20 protein-coding genes are annotated in these 21,789 nt (G+C 54.1%); 16 read left to right on the forward strand and 4 right to left on the reverse strand.

The genetic code is table 11. The features are described 5' to 3' along the window. Positions 1-89 precede the first annotated feature (89 nt). Entirely contained in the window at positions 90-572 is a 483-nt protein-coding gene (locus B3511_RS09335) for a GNAT family N-acetyltransferase (protein ID WP_263617750.1), read from the forward strand. Here B3511_RS09335 and ptrR read toward each other — a convergent pair. Next, the gene (gene ptrR, locus B3511_RS09340) at positions 526-1,404 is read right to left on the reverse strand and encodes a putrescine utilization regulator PtrR (protein WP_286781935.1); all 879 of its coding nucleotides are present in this window, start codon (positions 1,402-1,404) and stop codon (positions 526-528) included. The genes B3511_RS09335 and ptrR overlap by 47 nt on opposite strands. A 99-nt stretch (positions 1,405-1,503) precedes the next feature. On the opposite strand from ptrR, the gene sad reads away from it, so the two are divergent. The 9 genes from sad to B3511_RS09385 all read left to right on the forward strand — a co-directional run bounded on the left by sad (position 1,504) and on the right by B3511_RS09385 (position 11,859). After that, the gene (gene sad, locus B3511_RS09345) at positions 1,504-2,886 is read left to right on the forward strand and encodes a succinate-semialdehyde dehydrogenase (RefSeq protein WP_286781937.1); all 1,383 of its coding nucleotides are present in this window, start codon (positions 1,504-1,506) and stop codon (positions 2,884-2,886) included. Between the two features lie 114 nt (positions 2,887-3,000). Continuing rightward, a complete protein-coding gene (locus B3511_RS09350; protein ID WP_207291763.1) occupies positions 3,001-4,590 on the forward strand; it encodes a methyl-accepting chemotaxis protein in 1,590 nt (529 codons plus the stop codon). 63 nt (positions 4,591-4,653) lie between these two features. Beyond that, positions 4,654-5,580 carry a glutaminase B gene (gene glsB / locus B3511_RS09355; RefSeq protein ID WP_040075734.1) on the forward strand — a complete coding sequence of 309 codons (927 nt, stop codon included), beginning with the start codon at positions 4,654-4,656 and terminating at the stop codon, positions 5,578-5,580. Then, positions 5,580-5,942: a DUF4186 domain-containing protein gene (locus B3511_RS09360; RefSeq protein ID WP_207291761.1), complete on the forward strand. Its 363-nt coding sequence runs from the start codon at positions 5,580-5,582 to the stop codon at positions 5,940-5,942. The genes glsB and B3511_RS09360 overlap by 1 nt, the downstream gene beginning before the upstream one ends. A 109-nt stretch (positions 5,943-6,051) precedes the next feature. Then, entirely contained in the window at positions 6,052-7,503 is a 1,452-nt protein-coding gene (locus B3511_RS09365) for a GGDEF domain-containing protein (RefSeq protein WP_286781941.1), read from the forward strand. Positions 7,504-7,681: 178 nt separating this feature from the next. Further along, positions 7,682-8,674 carry a sensor domain-containing diguanylate cyclase gene (locus tag B3511_RS09370; RefSeq protein ID WP_286781943.1) on the forward strand — a complete coding sequence of 331 codons (993 nt, stop codon included), beginning with the start codon at positions 7,682-7,684 and terminating at the stop codon, positions 8,672-8,674. 51 nt (positions 8,675-8,725) lie between these two features. Then, positions 8,726-9,697, forward strand: coding sequence for a sensor domain-containing diguanylate cyclase (locus B3511_RS09375; protein WP_286781945.1), 972 nt, complete (start codon positions 8,726-8,728; stop codon positions 9,695-9,697). Positions 9,698-9,761: 64 nt separating this feature from the next. After that, a complete protein-coding gene (locus tag B3511_RS09380; RefSeq protein WP_040075729.1) occupies positions 9,762-10,289 on the forward strand; it encodes a GNAT family N-acetyltransferase in 528 nt (175 codons plus the stop codon). Positions 10,290-10,407: 118 nt separating this feature from the next. Continuing rightward, entirely contained in the window at positions 10,408-11,859 is a 1,452-nt protein-coding gene (locus B3511_RS09385; RefSeq protein ID WP_286781947.1) for a tagaturonate reductase, read from the forward strand. A 165-nt stretch (positions 11,860-12,024) separates the two neighbouring features. On the opposite strand, the gene B3511_RS09390 is transcribed toward B3511_RS09385, so the two are convergent. Together B3511_RS09390 and B3511_RS09395 are read right to left on the reverse strand one after the other, a co-directional pair. Beyond that, positions 12,025-12,171 carry a helix-turn-helix domain-containing protein gene (locus B3511_RS09390; protein WP_252867573.1) on the reverse strand — a complete coding sequence of 49 codons (147 nt, stop codon included), beginning with the start codon at positions 12,169-12,171 and terminating at the stop codon, positions 12,025-12,027. Between the two features lie 209 nt (positions 12,172-12,380). After that, complete coding sequence (locus tag B3511_RS09395) at positions 12,381-13,265, reverse strand: LysR family transcriptional regulator (RefSeq protein WP_286781949.1); 885 nt, start codon at positions 13,263-13,265, stop codon at positions 12,381-12,383. A gap of 203 nt (positions 13,266-13,468) precedes the next feature. On the opposite strand from B3511_RS09395, the gene B3511_RS09400 reads away from it, so the two are divergent. The 5 genes from B3511_RS09400 (at position 13,469) to B3511_RS09420 (ending at position 17,834) form a co-directional block, all read left to right on the forward strand. Then, positions 13,469-13,678, forward strand: a complete 210-nt coding sequence (locus tag B3511_RS09400) for a YdgH/BhsA/McbA-like domain containing protein (RefSeq protein ID WP_286781951.1) — start codon at positions 13,469-13,471, stop codon at positions 13,676-13,678. 59 nt (positions 13,679-13,737) lie between these two features. Next, positions 13,738-14,865 carry an alpha/beta hydrolase gene (locus B3511_RS09405; RefSeq protein ID WP_286783673.1) on the forward strand — a complete coding sequence of 376 codons (1,128 nt, stop codon included), beginning with the start codon at positions 13,738-13,740 and terminating at the stop codon, positions 14,863-14,865. Between the two features lie 233 nt (positions 14,866-15,098). Continuing rightward, the gene (locus tag B3511_RS09410) at positions 15,099-16,295 is read left to right on the forward strand and encodes an MFS transporter (protein WP_286781953.1); all 1,197 of its coding nucleotides are present in this window, start codon (positions 15,099-15,101) and stop codon (positions 16,293-16,295) included. 11 nt (positions 16,296-16,306) lie between these two features. Then, positions 16,307-17,335, forward strand: a complete 1,029-nt coding sequence (locus B3511_RS09415) for an alpha/beta hydrolase (protein WP_286781955.1) — start codon at positions 16,307-16,309, stop codon at positions 17,333-17,335. A 52-nt stretch (positions 17,336-17,387) separates the two neighbouring features. Next, positions 17,388-17,834: a cyclophilin-like fold protein gene (locus B3511_RS09420; RefSeq protein WP_286781957.1), complete on the forward strand. Its 447-nt coding sequence runs from the start codon at positions 17,388-17,390 to the stop codon at positions 17,832-17,834. A 21-nt stretch (positions 17,835-17,855) separates the two neighbouring features. Here B3511_RS09420 and B3511_RS09425 read toward each other — a convergent pair whose 3' ends face one another. Continuing rightward, entirely contained in the window at positions 17,856-18,497 is a 642-nt protein-coding gene (locus B3511_RS09425; protein ID WP_286781959.1) for a recombinase family protein, read from the reverse strand. Between the two features lie 167 nt (positions 18,498-18,664). On the opposite strand from B3511_RS09425, the gene B3511_RS09430 reads away from it, so the two are divergent. Next, positions 18,665-21,652, forward strand: a complete 2,988-nt coding sequence (locus B3511_RS09430) for a Tn3 family transposase (protein WP_286783674.1) — start codon at positions 18,665-18,667, stop codon at positions 21,650-21,652. Positions 21,653-21,789 lie beyond the last annotated feature (137 nt).

Here is a 21,789-nt window from a genome sequence, read left to right on the forward strand (position 1 = left end):
AACGGGCGCGGGTAGCTATAAGTTTAAAATATGAATAACCCGTCATAGTGAAGGGGTAGGGTAGAGAAAAACGACAAAAGGAGCCTGCTATGTATTCCATTACCTCTGAATCACCCGCTCATCCGGACATCGTTACGCTGATTGCCGCGCTTGACCGGTATCAAGGCGAACTCTACCCGGCTGAAAGTAACCACCTGCTCGATTTAACGGCACTGCCCGCCGACAGCCTGATTATGATGGCGATCCGCGATCTGCAGCTACGCGCCGTGGGATGCGGCGCCATTGTGCTGAACGGTGACGGTACCGGCGAGATGAAACGGGTCTATATCGATCCGACGCATCGCGGGCAGCACCTGGGAAATCGATTGCTGGCGGCGCTGGAGGATGAAGCCCTGAGCCGCGGCTGCCATACTCTCCGCCTTGAGACGGGCATTAAGCAGGATGCCGCCATTCGTCTTTATGCCCAGCAGGGATATCAGCTCTGCGAGGCTTTCCCGCCTTACGCCGCCGATCCGCTAAGCCATTTCATGGAGAAGGCGCTGGTGGCTGATGTTCGTTTAGCAGCGCTATAAAAGCCTCCAGTTGCCGGGTCATTGCTCCCCGGCGCCAAACCAGCCAGGTGGTGAGCCAGCGCCAGTTTTCGGCCAACGGCCAGGCCTCGACCTGATGATGTCCGGGCATACTTTCCAGCATCGAGCGCGGCATCAGGGCAATACCCGCCCCGGCAATCACGCAGGCCAGCATGCCGTGATAAGACTCCATCTCGTGAATCCGCCCGGGCGTGGCCCGGTCAGCATGGAACCACCTTTCTAAATGACGGCGATAAGAGCAGTTTGCGCGAAACGCGTAAACGTCCTGACCGCTCACCTCGGTGGCGCGCGCCACTTTTGCATGACCCGCCGGCACCACCAGCATCATCTCTTCCCGGTAGACCGGCATCCCTTCCAGCTCCGGATGCGTTAATGGCCCGTCAACGAAGGCCGCGCTGAGGGTCCCCTCCAGTACGCCGTCGATCATGGTGCCGGAGGGGCCGGTCGCCAGAGCGAACTGTATGCGCGGATAGCGCTGGTTGAATTGCGCCAGCGAGGCGGGAATGCGCACCGCAGCGGTACTCTCCAGCGCCCCCAGAGAAAAAAGTCCCTGAGGTACATCGCCGGCCACCACCATCCGCGCCTCATCCACCAGGGCGAGGATCTGCCTGCTGTAACGTAAAAAATTATGCCCGGCAGGAGAAAGCCGCAGGCGCTGGTTTTCGCGGATAAAGAGCGCCACGCCCAGGTCGGCCTCCAGCTGTTTAATACGGGTGGTGAGGTTAGAAGGGACGCGGTGCACCTTCTGCGCCGCCAGGGTGATGCTCCCCGTCTGAGCTACGGCGTTAAACATTTCCAGCTGCGTTAAATCCATACCATTCTCGATTCGTGAAAAAGGTGGTCAATATTATTCATTTTTCAGAAATAGCAGACCAGGCCACACTTAGGCAACTGTTATTCACTGGAGCACAAGATGAACTACTCCTCAGCTACTCATGCTTTTTCGGTCAATCCGACGACCGGTGAAACCCTTGCCCGCTGGCCGTGGGCCACGACCGCTGATGTTGAGACGGCGATCGCTAATGCTGATGCGGGCTACCGCCAGTGGCGTACCGTACCGCTGGCCGATCGCGCGCAGCTTCTGCGGGATCTCGGCGCGGCACTGCGCCAGCACGGCGAAGAGATGGCCCAGACCATTGTCCGTGAGATGGGGAAACCTCTTGTTCAGGCGCGGGGCGAAGTGGCGAAATCCGCCAGCCTTTGCGACTGGTATGCCGATCACGGTCCGGCGATGCTGAGCCCGGAAGCCACGCAGGTGGAAAAAGCGGTCATTGAGTACCGTCCCCTGGGGCCGATTCTGGCGGTGATGCCGTGGAACTTCCCGCTGTGGCAGGTATTACGCGGCGCGGTACCGATTATTCTTGCCGGTAACAGCTATCTGTTGAAACATGCGCCCAACGTGCTGGGATGCGCGGATCTGATCGCCCGGATATTTACCGCCGCCGGCTTCCCGCAGGGGGTATTCGCCCAGATCAACGCCACCAACGAAGGGGTGAGCCAGGCGATTAACGATCGGCGTATCGCCGCCGTGACCGTCACCGGTAGCGTACGCGCCGGGGCCTCCATCGGCGCCCAGGCCGGGGCGGCGCTGAAAAAATGCGTGCTGGAGCTGGGCGGTTCCGATCCCTTTATCGTGCTTAACGATGCCGATCTGGATCTGGCGGTCAAAGCGGCGGTCGCGGGGCGTTATCAGAACACCGGGCAGGTCTGCGCCGCCGCCAAGCGATTTATTGTGGAAGCGGGCATTGCCGGGGCCTTTACCGAGCGCTTCGTCGCCGCTACCGCCGCACTGAAGATGGGCGCGCCGGAGCAGGAAGAGACCTTTATCGGGCCGATGGCGCGTTATGATCTGCGTGATGAACTGCATCAACAGGTTCAGGCCTCCCTGGCCGAAGGGGCGACGTTGCTGCTGGGCGGCGAGAAAATAGCGGGCGAGGGCAACTATTATGCGCCAACCGTACTGGGTAACGTTACGCCTGCAATGACCGCGTTTCGCCAGGAGCTGTTCGGGCCGGTTGCGGCCATCACCGTGGCGAACGATGCCGCCCATGCCCTGGCGCTGGCTAACGACAGTGATTTTGGCTTGTCGGCAACGGTCTTCACCACCAGCGATGCCACCGCGCAGCAGTTTGCGGATGGGCTGGAGTGCGGCGGGGTGTTTATCAACGGCTTTAGCGCCAGCGATGCCCGCGTGGCGTTCGGTGGGGTGAAAAAGAGCGGCTTCGGTCGCGAGCTGTCCCACTTTGGTCTGCATGAGTTCTGTAACGTGCAGACAGTGTGGAGAGATCGTCTGTAACAAAACCCGGTAAAGGCCTGCGGATCGCAGGCCTTTGTCATGCTGCTGAAATAGTTCTGTCATTTATAAACCGTAGACTCGCTGGCGTCTAACGTCTTGTTACAGAACACAAATATGAACCTAACGCAAATTTTTCGTCCCCTTGTTCAGCGACTCAGGCCACGGCAGTTTGGCCTGCTGGCGGGGATCTTCTGTATTATTGCGCTTTTTTCCGCACTGCAAATCTCCTCTTCCGTGCTGCTTACGTTCTCGCTGAGCGACGCCCAGCGCAACGATCAACGAAATCAACTCGCCCTGACCCAGCAGGAAAAGCTCGACGAGGCGCGTATCGCTCTGCTGTCGGCAAGCGATCTGCTCAACCGTGCCGGGGTCTACTTTATGCAGGACAAAGAGACAGGTTCTGAAGGGAGCTGGCAAAGCCTGATGGACGAGGCACGGAGCGCCCTGGCGGCTTCGGGAAAGGCCTGGGCGAGCTGGCAGGCAATGCAGCCGCGACAGGACGACGCGCTGGTGAGCAGCTATAAACTCTTCTTCGGTGCGATTCAGGAGCAGGCGGAAGGGCTCGTGAAAACGCAGTCCATTGATGCCTTCTTCGCCGTACCGGCCCAGGCATTCCAGGCCGATTTTAACGACAACTATGCGCGCTATCAGCAGACCAGTAGCCAGCTTGCCGCCGAGGGGCGCCAGCGTCTGACCAGTAGCCTGTCGAATCTGCAGACGCTGTTTATGCTGGCTCCGCTATTGCTGGTGGCCATTGCCGTACTGGTCTGGTTTGGCATGTCGCGCTGGGTCATTACACCGCTGCGCGGCCTCATTGGCTGGATCAATCAGCTGGCCGCGGGGGATCTTTCAGGTACGCCGCCTGCGATAAAACAGGTCAACCGGGAGATTTCGCAGCTGGATGACAGCATTCATACCCTGCAATGCGGCCTGCAGCAGTTGGTGAGACAGGTAAGCGACGCCACCACGGCGATGGTGGAGAATATCGGCTCGCTGGCCGAGGGCAACCGGGCGTTATATCACCAGTCCACCCTGCAGGCGCGAGAGCTGAAAGAGGTCACCGCCCATATCGCTACCCTCGAGACGCACGTGGAGGGTAACACCGGCTATGCGAAGCTCGCCAGCTCCCGCGCCGACGAGGCCCGCCAGGTGGCGGCAGGCGGGGATCGCATGATGGCTACCGTTAATGCCTCGATGGCGGCCATCGTCGAGCGCTCGTCTGAAATGCGCGGCATCGTAGCAATGATTGATAACGTCGCGTTTCAGACCAATATTCTGGCGCTCAATGCGGCGATTGAGGCGGCTCACGCCGGCAATCAGGGGCGAGGATTTGCCGTAGTGGCGCGGGAAGTCGGGCTGCTGGCCCGCAAGAGCAGCCACTCGACCCAAACCATCCAGGAGCTGATTAACCGCTCCCTGCAGGGGATCGATGACGGTTCGCAGGCGGTGACCCGGCTGGAAGATAACCTGCAGCAGGTCATGAGCCTGGTGGGGAATCTCTGCAGCCTGTTGAATGATATCTCGGTGGCGACCCTGAGCCAGGGAGAGAGCATTCACCATATGACCCGCCAGCTGCAGGGGTTGAACAACGTGGCGCAGCAAACCGATCTCCTGGTGAACACCGCCACCGAAGCGTCTCAACGCCTGCATGATGAGTCGGGCTTGCTGATTCAGGCGGTTTCGCGTTTTCGACTTCCAGCCTGACGCAATACATTTGCCTCTGGTATACTCCCAGCCCGTTTTTGGGCTGTGAGCAAGGAGTAAGACGTGGCTGCGGTCATCGACAATCAGATGCTGGAAGAGATTCTGGCGCAGGTGCGCCCATTACTGGGGCAGGGTAAGGTAGCCGATTACATCCCGGCGCTGGCCTCGGTAAAGGGCAATAAGCTCGGCATCGCCATCTGCACCCTCGACGGACAGCAGTTTCAGGCCGGTGATGCCACCGAACGCTTCTCAATCCAGTCGATCTCCAAGGTGCTAAGCCTCGTAGCGGCCATGCGCCAGTACGACGAGCACGAGATCTGGCAGCGCGTGGGAAAAGACCCCTCCGGACAGCCCTTCAACTCGCTACTCCAGCTTGAGATGGAACAGGGAAAACCGCGCAATCCCTTCATTAACGCCGGGGCGCTGGTGGTGTGCGATATGCTGCAAAGCCGCCTCAGCGCGCCGCGTCAGCGGATGCTGGAAATTGTGCGCCAGCTCAGCGGCCAGTCGGATATCACCTACGACACCACCGTGGCCCGTTCGGAGTTTGAACACGCGGCGCGCAATGCCGCCATCGCCTGGCTGATGAAGTCGTTTGGCAATTTCCACAACGACGTGACCACCGTTTTGCAAAACTATTTCCACTACTGCGCGCTGCGGATGAACTGCGTAGAGCTGGCGCGCACCTTCCTGTTTCTGGCCCACCAGGGTTCGGCTCCCCATCTGGGGCAGGAGGTGGTGTCACCGCTACAGGCACGGCAGATTAACGCCCTGATGGCGACCAGCGGCATGTATCAAAATGCCGGGGAGTTTGCCTGGCGCGTGGGGCTGCCGGCAAAATCGGGCGTGGGTGGCGGCGTGGTAGCGATTGTTCCCCATGAGATGGCCATTGCCGTCTGGAGCCCCGAACTGGACGAGACGGGTAATTCACTGGCGGGGGTGGCGGCACTGGAGCAGCTCACCCACCGACTGGGGCGTTCTGTATACTAATGACTGATTTCACTCCGCTGTTTACCCGGCTGGCACGTTCGCCGTTTCGTTCCCGTTTTCGTCTGGGAGTGAAAGAGCGACAGTACTGCTGGGATAAAGGGGCAGAAACTATCGATCAGCACGCGGCCGATTTTATTGCCAAACGGTTAGCCCCGGCGCGCCCGGCGAAGGATGGCAAACAGACGCCGATGCGTGGACACCCGGTGTTTATTGCACAGCATGCTACCGCGACCTGCTGTCGGGGCTGTCTTGCCAAATGGCATAATATTCCGGAAGGGGTTGCACTGACCGCCGCGCAGCAGCACTATGTTGTGCAAGTCATTCATTTCTGGCTGGTGCAGGAAATGAACGCAAAACGTTGATGGGTACCGCAGTGTTACCTCTGTGTTATATATTGATGCTAATCTTTTAACACTTCCGCCAGCCGCTAGATCATTGTCTGTCACAAGCAGTGATATGGATAGAGATTGAATGTCAGCTTCTCCTTTCTTCAGATTTGCTTTCTTTGCAAAGAACAACCCGCTACGTAACGCGGTGTGGATCTTTTTGTTGACCACGCTGTTTTACTTTATCGGTGCGAAGTTACGTCTGATTGAAGCGCTGTCTGTCTTCTGGCCGCTTAATGGCGTGATGGCCGGGATTTTTGCCCGCTATATCTACCTCAACCGGTTGCGCTACTACGCCATCTCATACGTGGCGATGCTGGGTTACGATGCCATCACAACCAACTGGGGTATCGCCTCGCTGGTGATCAACCTCTCGAATATGGCGTTTATCGTTACCCTGGCGCTGCTGGTGATCCGCGATAAACGGCTCAATAAAGGTACGCCGGATCCGCTCAACGCCCTGCGCCTGTTTGGCTACTGTCTTGTTGCTGCGCTGTTTTGTGCGTTAATCGGGGCGGCGGGTGCTGTGGGTATTGCCAGCCAGACGTTCTGGCCGTCGGTGGCCGACTGGTTCAGTGAACAGTTCTCTACCGGGGTGCTGATTGTGCCCTGCCTGTTGACCATCCGGTGGCCTGAACTGACTCGTCAGGTTCGCCTGCAAAATTTGATGCCGGTGGCGGCGCTGATCGTCTCGGTCTTCGCCTCTGTCATGATCGGTGGTGCCGGGAGTCTTGCCTTCCCGCTGCCTGCGCTCATCTGGTGCGCGGTACGCTATTCAGTGCCGGCAACCTGTCTGTTGACCTTCGTGACTGGTGCCACAGAGATCACGCTAATCGCCAACTCGATTATTGATATCGCCGTGACGTCGCCCCTTACCACGCCGATGATGTTTTCGGCGCGTCTGGGGGTCGCTACCATGGCGATTTGTCCGGTGATGGTCGCAGTGAGCGTGGCGGCGATCAACTCGCTCATCCGCCAGGTCTCGCTGCGCGCGGACTATGATTTCCTGACCCGTGTTTACTCCCGGTCCGGACTGTACGAAGCGCTGAAACATGAGGAGTCGCACCGGCACCCTCGCTCCCTGACGGTGATGTTGCTGGATATCGATTACTTTAAAAGTATTAACGATAACTATGGTCATGAGTGCGGCGACAGGGTGCTTGCCGAGTTCGCCGAACAGGTGCAAACCACCGTGGGAGAGGATGGCCTGGTGGCGCGAATGGGGGGCGAAGAGTTTGCGGTGGTCGTCAACTCTTCTTCGGCACAGCAGGGCTATGCGCTGGCCGAACGCATCCGGGCCTCTATTGAGCAGCATCCCTTCCACTGGCGTGGGCAGACGCTCTTCATCACGGTCAGCATTGGCCTGGGAAGCGGTAAATCTGAATCCTGGCAACTCACCGAGGTCTTTAATCGCCTGCTGACCGAAGCGGATGATTATCTCTATCGTTCGAAAAAAGCAGGACGAAATCGTACCAGCGGTCGGCTGGACGAAAGGGTTCAGCCTGCCGGGAATACCACCGCGCGTGAACAGGTATAACCGCGCAGACCAGTCTGGCTGCGGGGTTTATATCCTTGTTTAACAGATAAATATCTTGCTACGTATTTTTAACGCCAATAATATAACAGGGTGATTGTATCGGAAAAAACGTGTGATGAACGGAACTGACCAAATCAGTAAGCCCCCCCGCATACCAGGAAGTCGGTTCGTCAAACGCATGTACTTGATGCGGATCCTTGGCACCTTTCTTTGCTTTATCCCTATCTGCTCCGTCTTGTTAGAGCAACACCGCTCCGGCTGGCTAATTGGCCTGCTGGCGCTGAATGCCTTTGTCTGGCCAACTCTCGCCTGGATGCGCTCACGTCACTCCGCAACGCCGCTTACAACCGAGCACCAGAACCTGATACTCGATGCAGGGGCCGGCGGTTTCTGGATTGCGATGATGGCCGCCAATCCGCTTCCTTCGGTGACCATTGCCACCATCCTGCTGGCGGATCGCCTTTCAGCAGGCGGTGTACCCTTAATGAAAAAGGCGCTGGGGCTGATGGTGGCCGTATTTCTGGCGACGTGGTTGACTCAAGGTATGGCACTGGTTGCTGAGGTGTCTCAACGTACCATGTACGCCACGCTGCCGCTGATCGCCGTCTATTCCCTGGCGCTGAGCGTGCTGACCGACAGCATTGCCATTCGCCTGCGCCTGAAATCCCGTGAGCTGGAACGCATCGCGATGATGGATCCGCTGCTGGATATCGCTAATCGCCGCCTGCTGGAAACACGCATCGATCATGAACTGAACAAGCTGCGTAAAAGCTGTCATGAATCGGCGCTGATGTTTATCGACATTGATAACTTCAAAGAGGTGAATGACCGTTTCGGCCACAAGGTAGGGGATATGCTTTTGGTGACAGTGTCACATATTCTGCATGTTGCTACCCGGACAACCGACACTCCCGCGCGGCTGGGCGGGGATGAGTTCGTCATTTTACTCCCTGACACCTCCCTCGAAGAGGCCCGGAGCGTGGCTACCCGTATTATGGATGCCGCTGCTATTATTGATGAAGTTGCCGATGAGCCGGTGCTGTGTACCGTAAGTATCGGTATTGCCAGCGCCACGAGAGAGATGAAGAGTGTCACTGACTGGTTACAGGCTGCAGACACCGCGCTCTATCAGGCGAAACGGGAAGGTAAAAACCGCATTTTTGCCCATTGATTCACTGCAAGATGCGCTAAGCTTTTAAAAAGGACGCCCTCCGGAGACGACATGAAACCACCCATATTCCCTGCCAACGAAGCGGAGCGTCTTTCATCGCTGCGCGATTCAGGTCTCCTTGAGGCCAATTTACACCCAACCTGCGATCGATTGACCAGGCTGGCGAAACGGTTATTTGATGTGCCCATGGCGATGGTGAATCTGGTGAGCGAGCATACCGTCCTGGTGAAGTCGGCCGTGGGCATGTCCGAGGCTGCCCAGCCACGGAACATCTCTTTTTGCGGGCATACCATTCTTTCATCCTCGGCGCTGATCGTGCCCGACACTCTGAAAGATGAACGTTTCCTCGATAACCCCCTGGTAACCGATGACCCGCCGGTCCGCTTTTATGCCGGTTATCCTCTCAGCCTGCCGAACGGGGCGGTCGTGGGTGCTTTGTGCCTGCTGGACAACCGGCCGCGACAGTTTAGCGAGCAGGATATCGCCAGTCTGCGTGACCTGGCGGCGCTGGCAGAAGTGGAGTTTTCAGCCGTGAGTTCGGCCATCACCGACGACCTGACCGGGCTCTATAACCGCCGTGGCTTCCACCATATGGCGACCTGGGGTATCAATAACGCACGTCGTCGCGCCGAACCCCTGACCCTGGCCTGGCTCGATCTGGATCGTTTTAAGCAGATCAACGATCGTTATGGTCATGCGGATGGCGATGCGGCCCTGAAGGCCATGGCCGATTTGCTGAAAGCCACCTTCCGGGAGGCCGACGTGCTGGCGCGCTATGGTGGAGATGAGTTCGCCATTCTCTTTACCAACAGTGATGAGAAGGGCGCATGGATTGCAATGCAGTTTCTAACGGAACAGGCGGCAGTCTGGAATGAGCACGCCCAGCACCCGTGGGCGCTCTCCTTCTCGTGGGGGGTGAGCGAGTTTGATCACGATCGCGATGACCTGCATAGCTGGTTACGCACCGCCGATGAGAAGATGTACTCCATGAAACAGCAGCGCGGTACCGGGCGCGTATCATAAGTAAATCCTCTTGTGTTAATAAAACGTTAAGAGCAAGCTGATGTGGTTGATTATGGAGAAAATAATGACCACATCACTCGCTATTTCACCTCTCTCGCGTGAACAGATCCTTACGCATCTTCCCGCTTTAGCCGACATTCTGCACAACTGTGTACAGGGTGGCGCATCGGTAAGCTTTATGTTGCCCTTTACCCAGGATCAGGCCTGCGATTTTTGGCGCGGCGTTGCCGATAGCGTGGGGCGTGGCGAACGCGTTGTACTGGCCGCGGCCCGCGCCGATGGCGAACTGATCGGTACGGTGCAGCTCATTACCGACCAGCCGCCAAACCAACCCCATCGCGCGGATGTCGCCAAGTTGCTGGTCCATGAAAATGCGCGTCGTCTCGGGGCCGGTCTACAGCTGATGCAGGCGCTCGAGCAGCACGCTCGTTCCCACAATAAAAGCGTGCTGGTGCTGGATACCGCCACCGGCAGCGGGGCGGAAACCTTCTATACCCGTACCGGCTGGCAAAAAGTGGGCGAGATCCCGCGCTATGCGCTGATGCCTGGCGGCGAAATGACGGCGACCTCGGTGTTCTACAAATTTTTATAGTCTTTAGCAAAACTGCTACAAGCTTTGATCAAAACGGGGGTTAGTGGTCGTAAAGTTTTGGTAAGTTATTACACCAATCTTATCAGGCTGTATGACTAATCATAAAAGGAACCCCCTAGTGAACACACTCAACCGTCGTGATTTCCCCGGTGCCCTCTACCCTGAACGTATCATCCAGTTTGGTGAGGGCAACTTCCTGCGCGCGTTTATCGACTGGCAGATTGACCAGCTAAACGAGCATACCGACCTCAATGCCGGCATTGCGATTGTGCGTCCGATTAAAAGTGATTTCCCTCCGTCACTCAGCACTCAGGACGGTCTGTATACCACCATCATTCGCGGCCTGAATGAGCAGGGTGAAGCCGTGAGCGACGCGCGCCTTATCCGCTCTGTTAACCGCGAGATCAGCGTCTACGAGCAGTACGATGAATTCCTGAAGCTGGCGCACAACCCGGAGATGCGCTTTGTCTTTTCAAACACCACCGAAGCGGGGATCAGTTACCACGCCGGAGATCGCTTCGACGACGCGCCTGCCGTCAGCTACCCGGCCAAACTGACCCGTCTGTTATTTGAGCGTTTCAGCCATTTTAACGGCGCCAGCGATAAAGGCTGGGTGATTATTCCTTGTGAACTGATTGACTATAACGGCGAGGCGCTGCGTGAGCTGGTGCTGCGTTATGCCCAGGAGTGGGCGCTGCCGGCGGCCTTTACTCAATGGCTGAACGAGTCCAATAGCTTCTGTTCCACCCTGGTTGACCGTATCGTCACGGGCTATCCGCGTGACGAAGTGGCGGCGCTCGAGAAATCTCTGGGTTATCACGACGCCTTCCTCGACACCGCCGAACACTTTTACCTGTTTGTGATTCAGGGGCCTAAATCTCTGGCCGCCGAGCTGCGTCTCAACCAGTTGCCGCTTAATGTGCTGATTGTGGATGACATCAAACCCTATAAAGAGCGCAAAGTGGCCATTCTGAACGGGGCGCATACCGCGCTGGTGCCGGTGGCCTTCCAGGCCGGGCTGGATACCGTTGGCGAAGCGATGAATGATGCGCAGATCTGCGCCTTTGTTGAGAAAGCCATTTACCAGGAGATTATCCCGGTGCTGGATCTGCCGCGCGATGAGCTGGAGTCATTCGCCCGCGCGGTGACGGGGCGTTTCCGCAATCCGTACATTAAGCATCAACTGCTGTCGATTGCGCTCAACGGCATGACCAAATACCGCACCCGTATTCTGCCGCAGTTGCTGGCAGGGCAGCAGGCGAGCGGTAAACTCCCGGCGCGCCTGACCTTTGCGCTGGCTGCGCTGATTGCCTTCTACCGTGGTGAACGTAACGGCGAATCCTACCCGGTGCAGGATGATGCCCACTGGCTGACCCGTTTCCAGCAGCTCTGGGCTCAGCATCGTGATAAGCAGATCGCAACCAGCCAACTGGTCACTGCGGTTCTGAGCGTGAGCGAACACTGGGAGCAGGACCTGACGCAGGTGAAAGGTCTGGTCGAGCAGGTGACGCTGGACCTGGATGCGATTTTGCACCAGGGGATGCGTGCGGCGGTGGAGCCACTGTGCTAATTCTTCTGCCTTAACTGGGGTCAGTTTGGATATCGAAAATTATTGTACGTTAAGGTTTTTTTTTGTACACCTGAGCTGTGGTATGGGGACTAGGTTGACAGGCAGTGTTGAGCGAAAAACGGACGCTGGCGTTCTTTGTAAAAATCCGGTTTATGTCGTGTTGCATTAGTTTAGGAACGAAAAATATTGCGTCGGTAATTTCCCCTGCGCTTTTCTGAACATGCTAATAAACGCACTTACCGAATCATAACCCAGTATACCGGTAACGCTCTGTACAGACAGACCTTCAGTCAGATGGCTCAGGGCAATCATTAAATGCAGTTGCTGACGCCAGCGACAGCGACCAAAGCTCAGCCCTGTGGCATTTTTACCAGTCTGGCTAGAATCGTTCACTGGTTGCCAAGTGTGCAGCCTACTGTTTTAACGTCCTCCGGTCATCAGGATGGAGTTTTAGGGGGCTGACGCTCAGTGGAACGAAAGCGCACGTTAAACGAACCGCTTCCGGTGCTTTCCGGGGGCTGTCAGATTTTCAGCGTATCAATAACCACCCTTAGGGCTGGTGACACGTCGCGATGAGGGTAATACAGGTATGACCCTTCAAGTGAAATGCTGTAAGGCTGTAATACCCTGATTAATTTTCCACTTGTAAGGTCGTCGGTGACCAACTCTTCCGGAACATAGGCCAGCCCCAGTCCCCGTCTGGCCGCTTCAGCCTCCATGTAGCTGTCAGAAAATACCCACTGTCCCTGTGGCCGGTGGGTGACTTTTTTATTGTCTTGATTAAGCTCCCACTGATAAAGGCTACCGTCGGCAAACTGATACGCAATACAGGGGTGTGCCACCAGGTCATCCGGGGTGTGCGGAAAACCATAGCGCCGGAAATGGTCAGGTGTTCCGACCACCGCCATTTCCATGCCGGAGGTGATCCGCACGGCGACCATTCCCTCCCCGACATCCGACCCAAGACGAATCCCGGCATCAAACCGCTTATCAATAATATTCACAAACCGGTTTTCTGTGATTAGCTCCAGGCGGATATCCGGGTAGCGCAGCTGAAACACGGCAAGCCTGGGGAGCAGAACTTTATCAATGCTGTGCTGGCTGACATTGATCCTAACGGTTCCGGACGGAGTGTTGCGGTAATATGCCAGGGTGGCCAGCCCCTGATTCAGGGAGTCAAATCCCGACAGGGTCGCCTGGTAGAGCTGTTCACCAGCCTGAGTCAGCGATAATTTACGAGTGGTGCGAACCAGCAGTCGCACGCCCAGCCTGGCTTCCAGCTCGCGGATTGCCCGGCTTATGCCGGACTGTGCCAGACCCAGCCGCTGAGCTGCCGCGGTAAAACTCCCTTCCCGAACAACCAACATGAAAAAATAGAGGTCGTTATAGTTTCCCCTTTTTGCCATCACTTCCCCCTGGAGGCATAAATTCGCTCTGTGGCCATACCGTGACCATTAGATTAATAACTATATGATATAAATGTTATCTAATCCTCCCCTCTAATCATCTTTTTTATGCTGAGTATAATGGGCACATTGAAACGAAACAGCATCCGGTTGTCCGCCGGAAACTTCGTTTCCCGTCATTTAATTTACTCAGGAATACGACCATGAAATCCATTAAAACACTTGTAGCCATCAGCGTTTTCTCCATGTTGTCTTTCGGCGCGTTTGCCCAGAGCATCAGTGTGACCGCTCCGACTCTGGATCATGCCGAAGCCCAGATTGCTGCTAAAGCGGCAGAGAAGGGGATGTCATACAAAATCGTCAGTGCACAGTTCAATAACCGCGTCCACATGACGGCCAAGCTGACTAAATAAGTCACGTTGTCCGCCGGTTGTTCTGTATCCACAACCTGTGTTTCAGGAGATGTTTTATGATTACGTTCGCCCCCAAAAAACTGACAGCAGCTATGTTGCTGTGTACCGCATTAAGTGGAGTCGCCAGTATGAGTCATGCAGCACCAACTAATCCCGCCGCCCCTGTGTCGGTGATTGACAAATGGGACAAGACGTTTGCACAAAGCGACAAAGTCGATCACCGCAAAGTGACTTTTCAGACCCGCTATGGCATCACGTTAGTCGGCGACCTTTACATTCCCAAAGACCGGGGCGATCGTAAACTGGCGGCGATTGCCGTAAGCGGTCCTTTTGGTGCTGTCAAAGAACAATCAAGCGGACTGTATGCGCAGACGCTGGCTGAGCACGGATTTGTGGCACTGGCTTTCGACCCATCTTATACCGGTGAAAGCGGTGGTTACCCGCGTAATGTCGCGTCTCCGGACATCAATACTGAGGACTTCAGTGCTGCGGTTGATTTCCTGGGATTACAGAAAGAAGTGGATCGCACCCGCATCGGTTTACTCGGGATCTGCGGCTGGGGTGGGATGGCGCTCAATGATGCAGCTATGGATACCCGCATTAAGGCCGTGGCGACCAGCGTGATGTATGACATGAGCCGCGCAATGGGCCACGGTGTGGGCGATGGCAAGGACCGTTATTCCACCACCGATCGTCGTGCTGTGTTGCAGTACCTGAACAACCAGCGCTGGAAGGATGCAGAAACGGGTTCTTTCGCCCCTGGTAGCCATGATATCAGCGTGGACGAGAAGGGTAATGTCAGTGCATCTGACCGTATTCTTCCTGAAACATTGCCGGCAAATCCTAACCCGGTACTGAAAGAGTTCTTTGATTATTACCGGATGCCGCGCGGTTTCCATGAACGCTCCGTTAACTCTGCCGGTGCCTGGAATGCGACAATGCCGTTGTCATTTATGAACATGCCGCTGCTGAGCTATGCAAACGAAATTACTATCCCTACACTTATCGTAACAGGAGAAAAAGCACACTCACGCTATTTTGCTGAAGATGCATATAAAGCCGTCGGTAGTAAACAAAAAGAACTCGTGATTATCCCCGGGGCTAACCATGTGGACCTCTATGACAACGCTGCGGGCAAAATTCCGTGGGCAAAATTCGATCAGTTCTTTAAGACTAATTTGAAATAATGAACTCCGCTGACATCCTCCTGTTAATGGGGGATGTCATTAAGCATTCATTAGCTAGTCATGATGCACCTTGCGTGTAAAATTTCCAACAATAGATGAGTCAGTGATGGTGAATTAATGCCGTTGCCTTTTTTCATCGTGCTTCACCTTTCATTTTCTGACGTTATTCCTGTGAATAGCGTCCGGCCCCGGCTTACCTGAAAACTGCCGGGGGGATTCGGAGTCAGCAATTTATGTCCACATCGTCGAGAGACTCATATCTTCACAAAGAGCGCGCGTACTGGAGCGGCGTATTAGCAATGACATTATGCGTCTTTGCGCTAATTGCTTCAGAATTTATGCCTGTCAGTCTGCTAACACCTATATCGGGAGAGTTAAGTGTCAGTGAGGGACTGGTTGGCCAGGGGATCGCCATTTCCGGCGTGTTTGCGGTAATAACGAGTCTCTCTATATCTACACTGGCCGGGGGGCTCAACCGCAAGATATTGCTGTTGAGTATGACTGCATTGATGGCGATTTCCGGCGCTATTGTCGCGTTAGCGCCCAGTTATCTGATTTACATGGTGGGTCGTGCGCTGATCGGTATTGTTATTGGTGGATTCTGGTCGCTGTCTGCCGCCACGGCTATTCGCCTGGTTCCTCAGCATCAGGTTCCCCGTGCACTGGCTATTTTTAACGGGGGCAACGCGCTGGCAACTGTTATAGCCGCCCCGCTGGGGAGTTATCTGGGATCCGTCATCGGCTGGCGGGGTGCATTCTTGTGTATCGTTCCAATCGCGATGATTGTTTTTATCTGGCAGTGGTTCAGCCTGCCGACAATGCCAGCGGATAAAGAAGCTAAACGTACCGGCACTGTTTTTCGCCTTTTTGCTAACCCTGTTGTGGCCGTTGGTCTTGCAGCCTGCGGATTATTCTTTATGGGGCAGTTTTCTTTGTTTACATACCTGCGTCCGTTCCTTGAAACAGTAACACAGGTGGATATCACCACGTTGTCGTTCATCTTGCTGACCATCGGTGTCGCTGGCTTTATTGGTACCCTAATGATTGGCATATTTTTGAAATCCGGCTTTTATTCCACGCTTATTGCTATCCCTTTCCTGATGGCGGTCATTGCCGTGGCCCTGATCGCTTTTGGCCACAGCATATGGATCGTTGCACCGCTGCTTGGCTTATGGGGATTAATCGCCACTGCCGCGCCTACCGGTTGGTGGACATGGATCGCCAGAACTTTGCCGGAAGATGCGGAGGCTGGCGGTGGTCTGATGGTTGCCGTGGTGCAGTTGTCCATCGCACTTGGCTCCACAGTTGGTGGATTAGCATTTGACCACAGCGGCTATCAAAGCACGTTTACCATCAGTAGCTTCTTATTAGTGATAGCGGCTGCCTTAGCTTTAATGACGTCATGTAAAGCCCCCCACCACACCCGATGAGGAATTCCCTTATGAGAATATTTACCTTGCTGTTAGGACTGTTGATCAGTTCATTTGCTGCCACAGGAGCCGATATGTCTAACGGAGCAGATAATTTTTACAAAAGCGATAAAGTCACCCAGAAAAAGGTGACTTTTAAGAACCAATACCAGATGAATGTAGTCGGCAATCTGTTTATGCCTATAGGGATGGATCAGAACGCTAAAAAACCGGCGATTGTCATTGGCCACCCAATGGGAGCTGTAAAAGAGCAAAGCTCAAACCTGTATGCACAGAAACTGGCGGAACAAGGGTTTGTCACTCTGGCGATTGATCTTTCCTTCTGGGGAGAAAGCGGTGGAAAGCCAGGACATCTGGTTTCCCCGGAGATTTATTCAGATGATTTCAGTGCCGCAGTCGATTATCTGAGTACTCAGCCTTACGTAGATCCGGATAAAATTGGCGTGCTGGGTATTTGTGGGAGCGGAAGTTTTGTTATCAGTGCAGCCAAAATTGACCCGAGAATGAAGGCTATTGCCACGGTCAGCATGTATGACATGGGGTCTGCTTTCCGAAACGGACTTCATCATTCGGTTACGCCTGAACAACGTAACGCGATTATTAAATCCGCAACGGAACAACGTTTTGTCGAGTTCAAAGGCGGAGAAATTGCCTATATTCCAGGTACTGTCAACAAGCTTGATGACTCAACGCCTGCAATACAGCGAGAATTCTTCGATTTCTACCGTACAACCCGTGGAGGCTATACGCCTCAGGGTGAGAAAGAAGAGATGACCACAAAACCGATGTTGAGCAGTATTGGGAAATTTATGAACTTCTATCCGTTCAACGATATCGAAACCATTTCACCCCGCCCGATGTTGTTCGTCACCGGCGATCAGGCGCATTCGAAGGAATTTAGCGAAGATGCTTACAAACGTGCCGGACAACCGAAAGAGTTGTACATCGTGCCAGGCGCAGGCCATGTCGATCTGTATGACCGTACCGATCTCATCCCTTTTGCTAAGCTGACATCGTTCTTTAAAGCTAACCTCAAATAATGTCTGAAGTCGCATCCTTCTGGGTGCGACTAATTTTCGCGGGGATCACCATATGAAATATCTGTATGCCTTAATATTTTACCTGCTTCTGGCAGGTACCTTTGCAAGCCATGCCGATACCTCAACCCCGCCGTTTAAGGTGAGCACAATGATCATTAAAATGAACATTAACGGCCAGCAATTTTATGTCAGACTTCTCGACAACCCTGCGGCTAAAGCATTTGTTGATATTTTACCTTTGCAACTGGGAATGGATGAGCTGAATGGTAATGAGAAGTTCGCTGACCTTCCTCATGCGTTGCCTGCCAGCCCGGTACACCCTGGCTCCATTCAGGCTGGCGATCTCATGCTGTACGGTAAGCAAACGTTGGTTTTGTTCTATTCATCATTTGAATCCTCATATCGCTATACACCGATTGGGAAAGTTATTAACCCAGAGAGCCTCTCCGCTGCAATGGATAAAAAGAAAGTATGGGTTGAGTTTGATAACCATTCTTGATAACCATTAAAGCAACGATATTTAGTTCGTGGGCTCATGCAGATAGAGAGACTGAATCCTGCATATTTGAGAACAACTGTATCCGGTAGCCTCAGATGTTTCTTTGATACTGAGTTTTTTTACCTGCCGGTAGTACATCACTTTCTGGTGTCGTTCATAATCGGCCTGTTTTCCCCGATATTTACCCAGCGTATGTGCCCGCTCGATCCCCTGTTTTTGCCGCTGGCGGCGACTCAGCCAGTCCTTATGCGACATTGCGGCCATCAGGTCAATAAGCATATTGTTGATAGCAGTAATGACGGCACGGGTAATTGGGTCGCTTTGTGAAAGCTCTTTATCTGACAGTGCCTGCCATGATGTGGGCACATCCAGACTGACAATCCGCAGTTCATGTTGTTCTATCTGCTTTTTCAGCGTCATCCAGTCACTGTTGCTGAGACGGGTCAGGCGGTCTATCTGCTCGACCAGCAAGATATCATTGTGGTGACTGTCCATCAGTAAGCGCCCCAGCTCCGGGCGGTCAAGTTTTGTACCGCTGATATTCTCCCGGTAGTAGCTGGCGATTTTATGCCCTCGTTCCTGAACGAACTGCTCCAGCATCTCTTTTGCCCGATCAGCGAACTGATCTTCCGTCGATGCCCTCAAATAAGCTCTGATGAACATTTTTCCACCACATTCTCGCATTTAGGTTATTGCATTTACTCTATCGCATATAGGTTATGTCATTCATCGTGTGCCGTCACGTTTTGATTATAGCCTCAGGGTGTACCCTTATGCGATAACCATTTTTGTTAAAAATTCCGCATCAAATAATTTATGAGGGAAACTATATGGCAAGGAGGCAGATTCTTTCTCTGTCGGAAAGAGAATCATTACTGGCATTACCGGACGATGAGTTAACGCTGACCCGAATGGCCTATTTCAGTGAGCATGATCTGGCGCTTATCAGTGCTCACCGTAAACCCGCCAGCCGCTTTGGTTTTGCCGTCCTTCTTTGCTATCTGAAAAATGTTGGCTTTGCCCCGGATAAAAAAATCCCACCCTCTGATGCGTTGCTGAAGCATATCGCCAGCAGGCTAAAGCTTACCGGGGATCTCTGGCCTGCTTACCTTTCCGGCCGGGATACGACCCGGCGTGAGCATTTAACCGAACTGTACCGCTATCTTGGCGTAAAGGCGTTCACCGGCAAAATACAGCAGGACTGTATTACACACCTGTTGTCGATGGCGACGCGCACCGATAAAGGTATTCTCCTGGCCGAAGAGTTACTGGTCTGGCTCCGGCAGAACAACGTGATAATCCCCGCGATTGATGTCGTGGAACGTACCTGTGCTGAGGCCATGGCAGGCGGCGATAAAATCGTATTTCAGACCCTGAATGCCCCGTTAACTCCGGCGCACAGGGATGCCCTGGATCGTTTACTTGAGTCATCAGATAATCAGCCTTCCAGGCTGACATGGCTTCTGCAACCGCCGGGTAAAATCAATGGTAAGAACGTGCTGCAACATCTTGATCGGCTCAGTAGCATTGAATCGCTGGCATTACCTGAAGGTATAGATCGTGCCATTCACCAGAACCGGTTGCTGAAACTGGCGCGGGAAGGCCGAAAGATGAGTAGCCGGGATTTGACCCGATTTTCAGCAGCCCGCCGTCATGCGATCTTGGTCTGCGTGCTGGAAGAAGCCAGAGCCACACTGACAGACGAAGTGATTGAGCTGCATGAGCGAATGCTGAACAGCCTTTTCAGCAAAGCCAAAAGAACACAGGCTGAGCGCCTTCAGCAGACCGGAAAGCTGATCCAGTCCAAACTGAGGCAGTACATCGATGTCGGTCAGGCGCTATCTGATGCCCGTGATTCCGGTGGCGATCCCTGGCTCGCAATAGAAAACATACTCCCGTGGCCTGAATTTGTCGCCAGTCTGGAGGAAACACGCCATCTCGCCAGAAAAAATAATTTTGACCCGCTGCATATTATTACTGAGAAATACAGCACATTACGGAAATATGCCCCGCGCATGTTGTCCGCTTTACAGTTAGTCGCAACCCCGGCAGCGCAACCTTTGGCTGATGCACTGGTTGTGATCAAGGAGATGTACCGGAAGCAGTCACGTAAAGTTCCGGCGGCAGCGCCGCTTGATTTTGTCCCTGAAAGCTGGCGCAAGGTGGTGATTACACCTGCGGGTATTGACCGGCAGTACTATGAATTTTGTGCGCTCAGCGAGCTTAAGGGGGCGTTGCGCTCCGGGGATATCTGGGTTAAAGGCTCGCGGCGCTACAAAAATTTTGATGATTACCTCATACCCGAAAAGGACTTTGACAAACTCACACCGGCGCTGCCACTGCCCGTATCTGCTGATTATCATGAGTACATTACCAGCCGTATGACTCTGCTTCAGTCCAGACTTGAAGAGGTCAATGCCATGGCTGCCCTTGGTGAACTGCCCGATGTGGAAATATCCGACAGGGGCGTAAAAGTCTCTCCGCTGGATAACTGCGTTCCGGCGCAGGTTTCACCGCTGGCAGAGCTGGTTTATAGCATGCTACCGCGACCTAAAATCACGGAAATTCTCGATGAGGTAAACAGCTGGACGACGTTTACCCGACATTTTTCGCATATAAAAAATGACATTACCCGTCCCGATACCCGCCTGCTCCTCACCACCATTCTTGCGGATGGCATCAATCTTGGCCTGACCAAAATGGCAGAAGCCTGCCCCGGGAGCACCAAATCATCACTCGAAGATATTCAGGCATGGTACATCCGTGATGAAACCTATTCAGCCGCTCTTGCAGAGCTGGTAAATGCGCAGGGGAAAAGACCGTTGGCGGCATTCTGGGGTGACGGGACAACGTCATCATCAGACGGACAAAATTTTAGAACAGGCAGCTCAGGCCGCTACGCAGGGCAGGTTAACCCGAAATATGGGCAGGAGCCTGGACGTCAGTTTTATACCCATATTTCGGATCAATACAGCCCGTTTTACACCTGCATAATCAGTCGGGTCAGGGATTCAACCCACGTTCTCGATGGCTTGCTGTATCATGAAAGCGACCTGGAAATCAGGGAGCATTACACCGATACCGCTGGTTTCACCGATCATGTCTTTGCCCTGATGCATCTGCTAGGATTTGCGTTCTGTCCGCGAATCAGGGATCTCCATGACAAGAAGCTGTTTATCAAAGGGAAAGCTGACCAATACCCGGCGCTTCAGTCACTGATATCAACAACCAGCCTGAATCTGAAAGAGATCGAAATTCACTGGCGTGAAGTGCTGCGTCTGGCAACCTCGATAAAGCAGGGAACCGTGACGGCATCCCTGATGCTGAAAAAGCTTGCCAGCTACCCCAAGCAAAACGGACTTGCCAAAGCATTGAGGGAAATTGGCCGTATTGAACGAACGCTGTTTATGCTCGACTGGTTCCGCGATCCGACACTGCGTCGGCGGGTACAGGCGGGACTGAATAAAGGAGAAGCCCGTAACGCGCTGGCGCGTGCGGTATTCCTGCATCGGCTGGGTGAAATCAGGGACCGAAAACCGGAAAATCAGAGCTACCGCGCCAGTGGACTGACGCTGCTGACGGCGGCTATCTCGCTGTGGAATACCGTCTATATGGAAAGAGCGGTCGATGCCCTGAAGCGTAAAGGGGTGAAGATCAACGAGCAACTGTTGTCGCATTTGTCCCCGCTAGGCTGGGAACACATCAATCTGACAGGCGATTATATCTGGAAAAGCAACCGGATACCGGCTTCCGGTAAATTTCGTCGGCTGAGGCCAGCTAAAGTGGAAAGGTCAAAAAATAACCTTAACGTACAATAATTTTCGATATCCAAACTGACCCCTAACTGTACCCGGCTGCGGCCGGGTTTTTCAGCAAGCCAATTAGTTACAACATACTATTTCGCTTTTTTGATTAAGGTCAGGCATCGTGCGCACTGTCAGAAGTCTGGCAAGGG

The sequence above is a fragment of the Leclercia sp. UBA1284 genome (assembly GCF_002308415.1).
In the GTDB taxonomy this organism is placed as follows: Bacteria; Pseudomonadota; Gammaproteobacteria; order Enterobacterales; family Enterobacteriaceae; genus Enterobacter; species Enterobacter pneumoniae.

Excerpts from the sequence above, each read along its gene's own strand:
- B3511_RS09335 (WP_263617750.1), top strand. The coding sequence starts at position 90 with ATGTATTCCATTACCTCTGAATCACCCGCTCATCCGGACATCGTTACG.
- ptrR (WP_286781935.1), bottom strand. The coding sequence starts at position 1,404 with ATGGATTTAACGCAGCTGGAAATGTTTAACGCCGTAGCTCAGACGGGG.
- sad (WP_286781937.1), top strand. The coding sequence starts at position 1,504 with ATGAACTACTCCTCAGCTACTCATGCTTTTTCGGTCAATCCGACGACC.
- B3511_RS09350 (WP_207291763.1), top strand. The coding sequence starts at position 3,001 with ATGAACCTAACGCAAATTTTTCGTCCCCTTGTTCAGCGACTCAGGCCA.
- B3511_RS09360 (WP_207291761.1), top strand. The coding sequence starts at position 5,580 with ATGACTGATTTCACTCCGCTGTTTACCCGGCTGGCACGTTCGCCGTTT.
- B3511_RS09365 (WP_286781941.1), top strand. The coding sequence starts at position 6,052 with ATGTCAGCTTCTCCTTTCTTCAGATTTGCTTTCTTTGCAAAGAACAAC.
- B3511_RS09370 (WP_286781943.1), top strand. The coding sequence starts at position 7,682 with ATGTACTTGATGCGGATCCTTGGCACCTTTCTTTGCTTTATCCCTATC.
- B3511_RS09375 (WP_286781945.1), top strand. The coding sequence starts at position 8,726 with ATGAAACCACCCATATTCCCTGCCAACGAAGCGGAGCGTCTTTCATCG.
- B3511_RS09380 (WP_040075729.1), top strand. The coding sequence starts at position 9,762 with ATGACCACATCACTCGCTATTTCACCTCTCTCGCGTGAACAGATCCTT.
- B3511_RS09390 (WP_252867573.1), bottom strand. The coding sequence starts at position 12,171 with ATGATTGCCCTGAGCCATCTGACTGAAGGTCTGTCTGTACAGAGCGTT.
- B3511_RS09395 (WP_286781949.1), bottom strand. The coding sequence starts at position 13,265 with ATGGCAAAAAGGGGAAACTATAACGACCTCTATTTTTTCATGTTGGTT.
- B3511_RS09400 (WP_286781951.1), top strand. The coding sequence starts at position 13,469 with ATGAAATCCATTAAAACACTTGTAGCCATCAGCGTTTTCTCCATGTTG.
- B3511_RS09410 (WP_286781953.1), top strand. The coding sequence starts at position 15,099 with ATGTCCACATCGTCGAGAGACTCATATCTTCACAAAGAGCGCGCGTAC.
- B3511_RS09415 (WP_286781955.1), top strand. The coding sequence starts at position 16,307 with ATGAGAATATTTACCTTGCTGTTAGGACTGTTGATCAGTTCATTTGCT.
- B3511_RS09420 (WP_286781957.1), top strand. The coding sequence starts at position 17,388 with ATGAAATATCTGTATGCCTTAATATTTTACCTGCTTCTGGCAGGTACC.
- B3511_RS09425 (WP_286781959.1), bottom strand. The coding sequence starts at position 18,497 with ATGTTCATCAGAGCTTATTTGAGGGCATCGACGGAAGATCAGTTCGCT.
- B3511_RS09430 (WP_286783674.1), top strand. The coding sequence starts at position 18,665 with ATGGCAAGGAGGCAGATTCTTTCTCTGTCGGAAAGAGAATCATTACTG.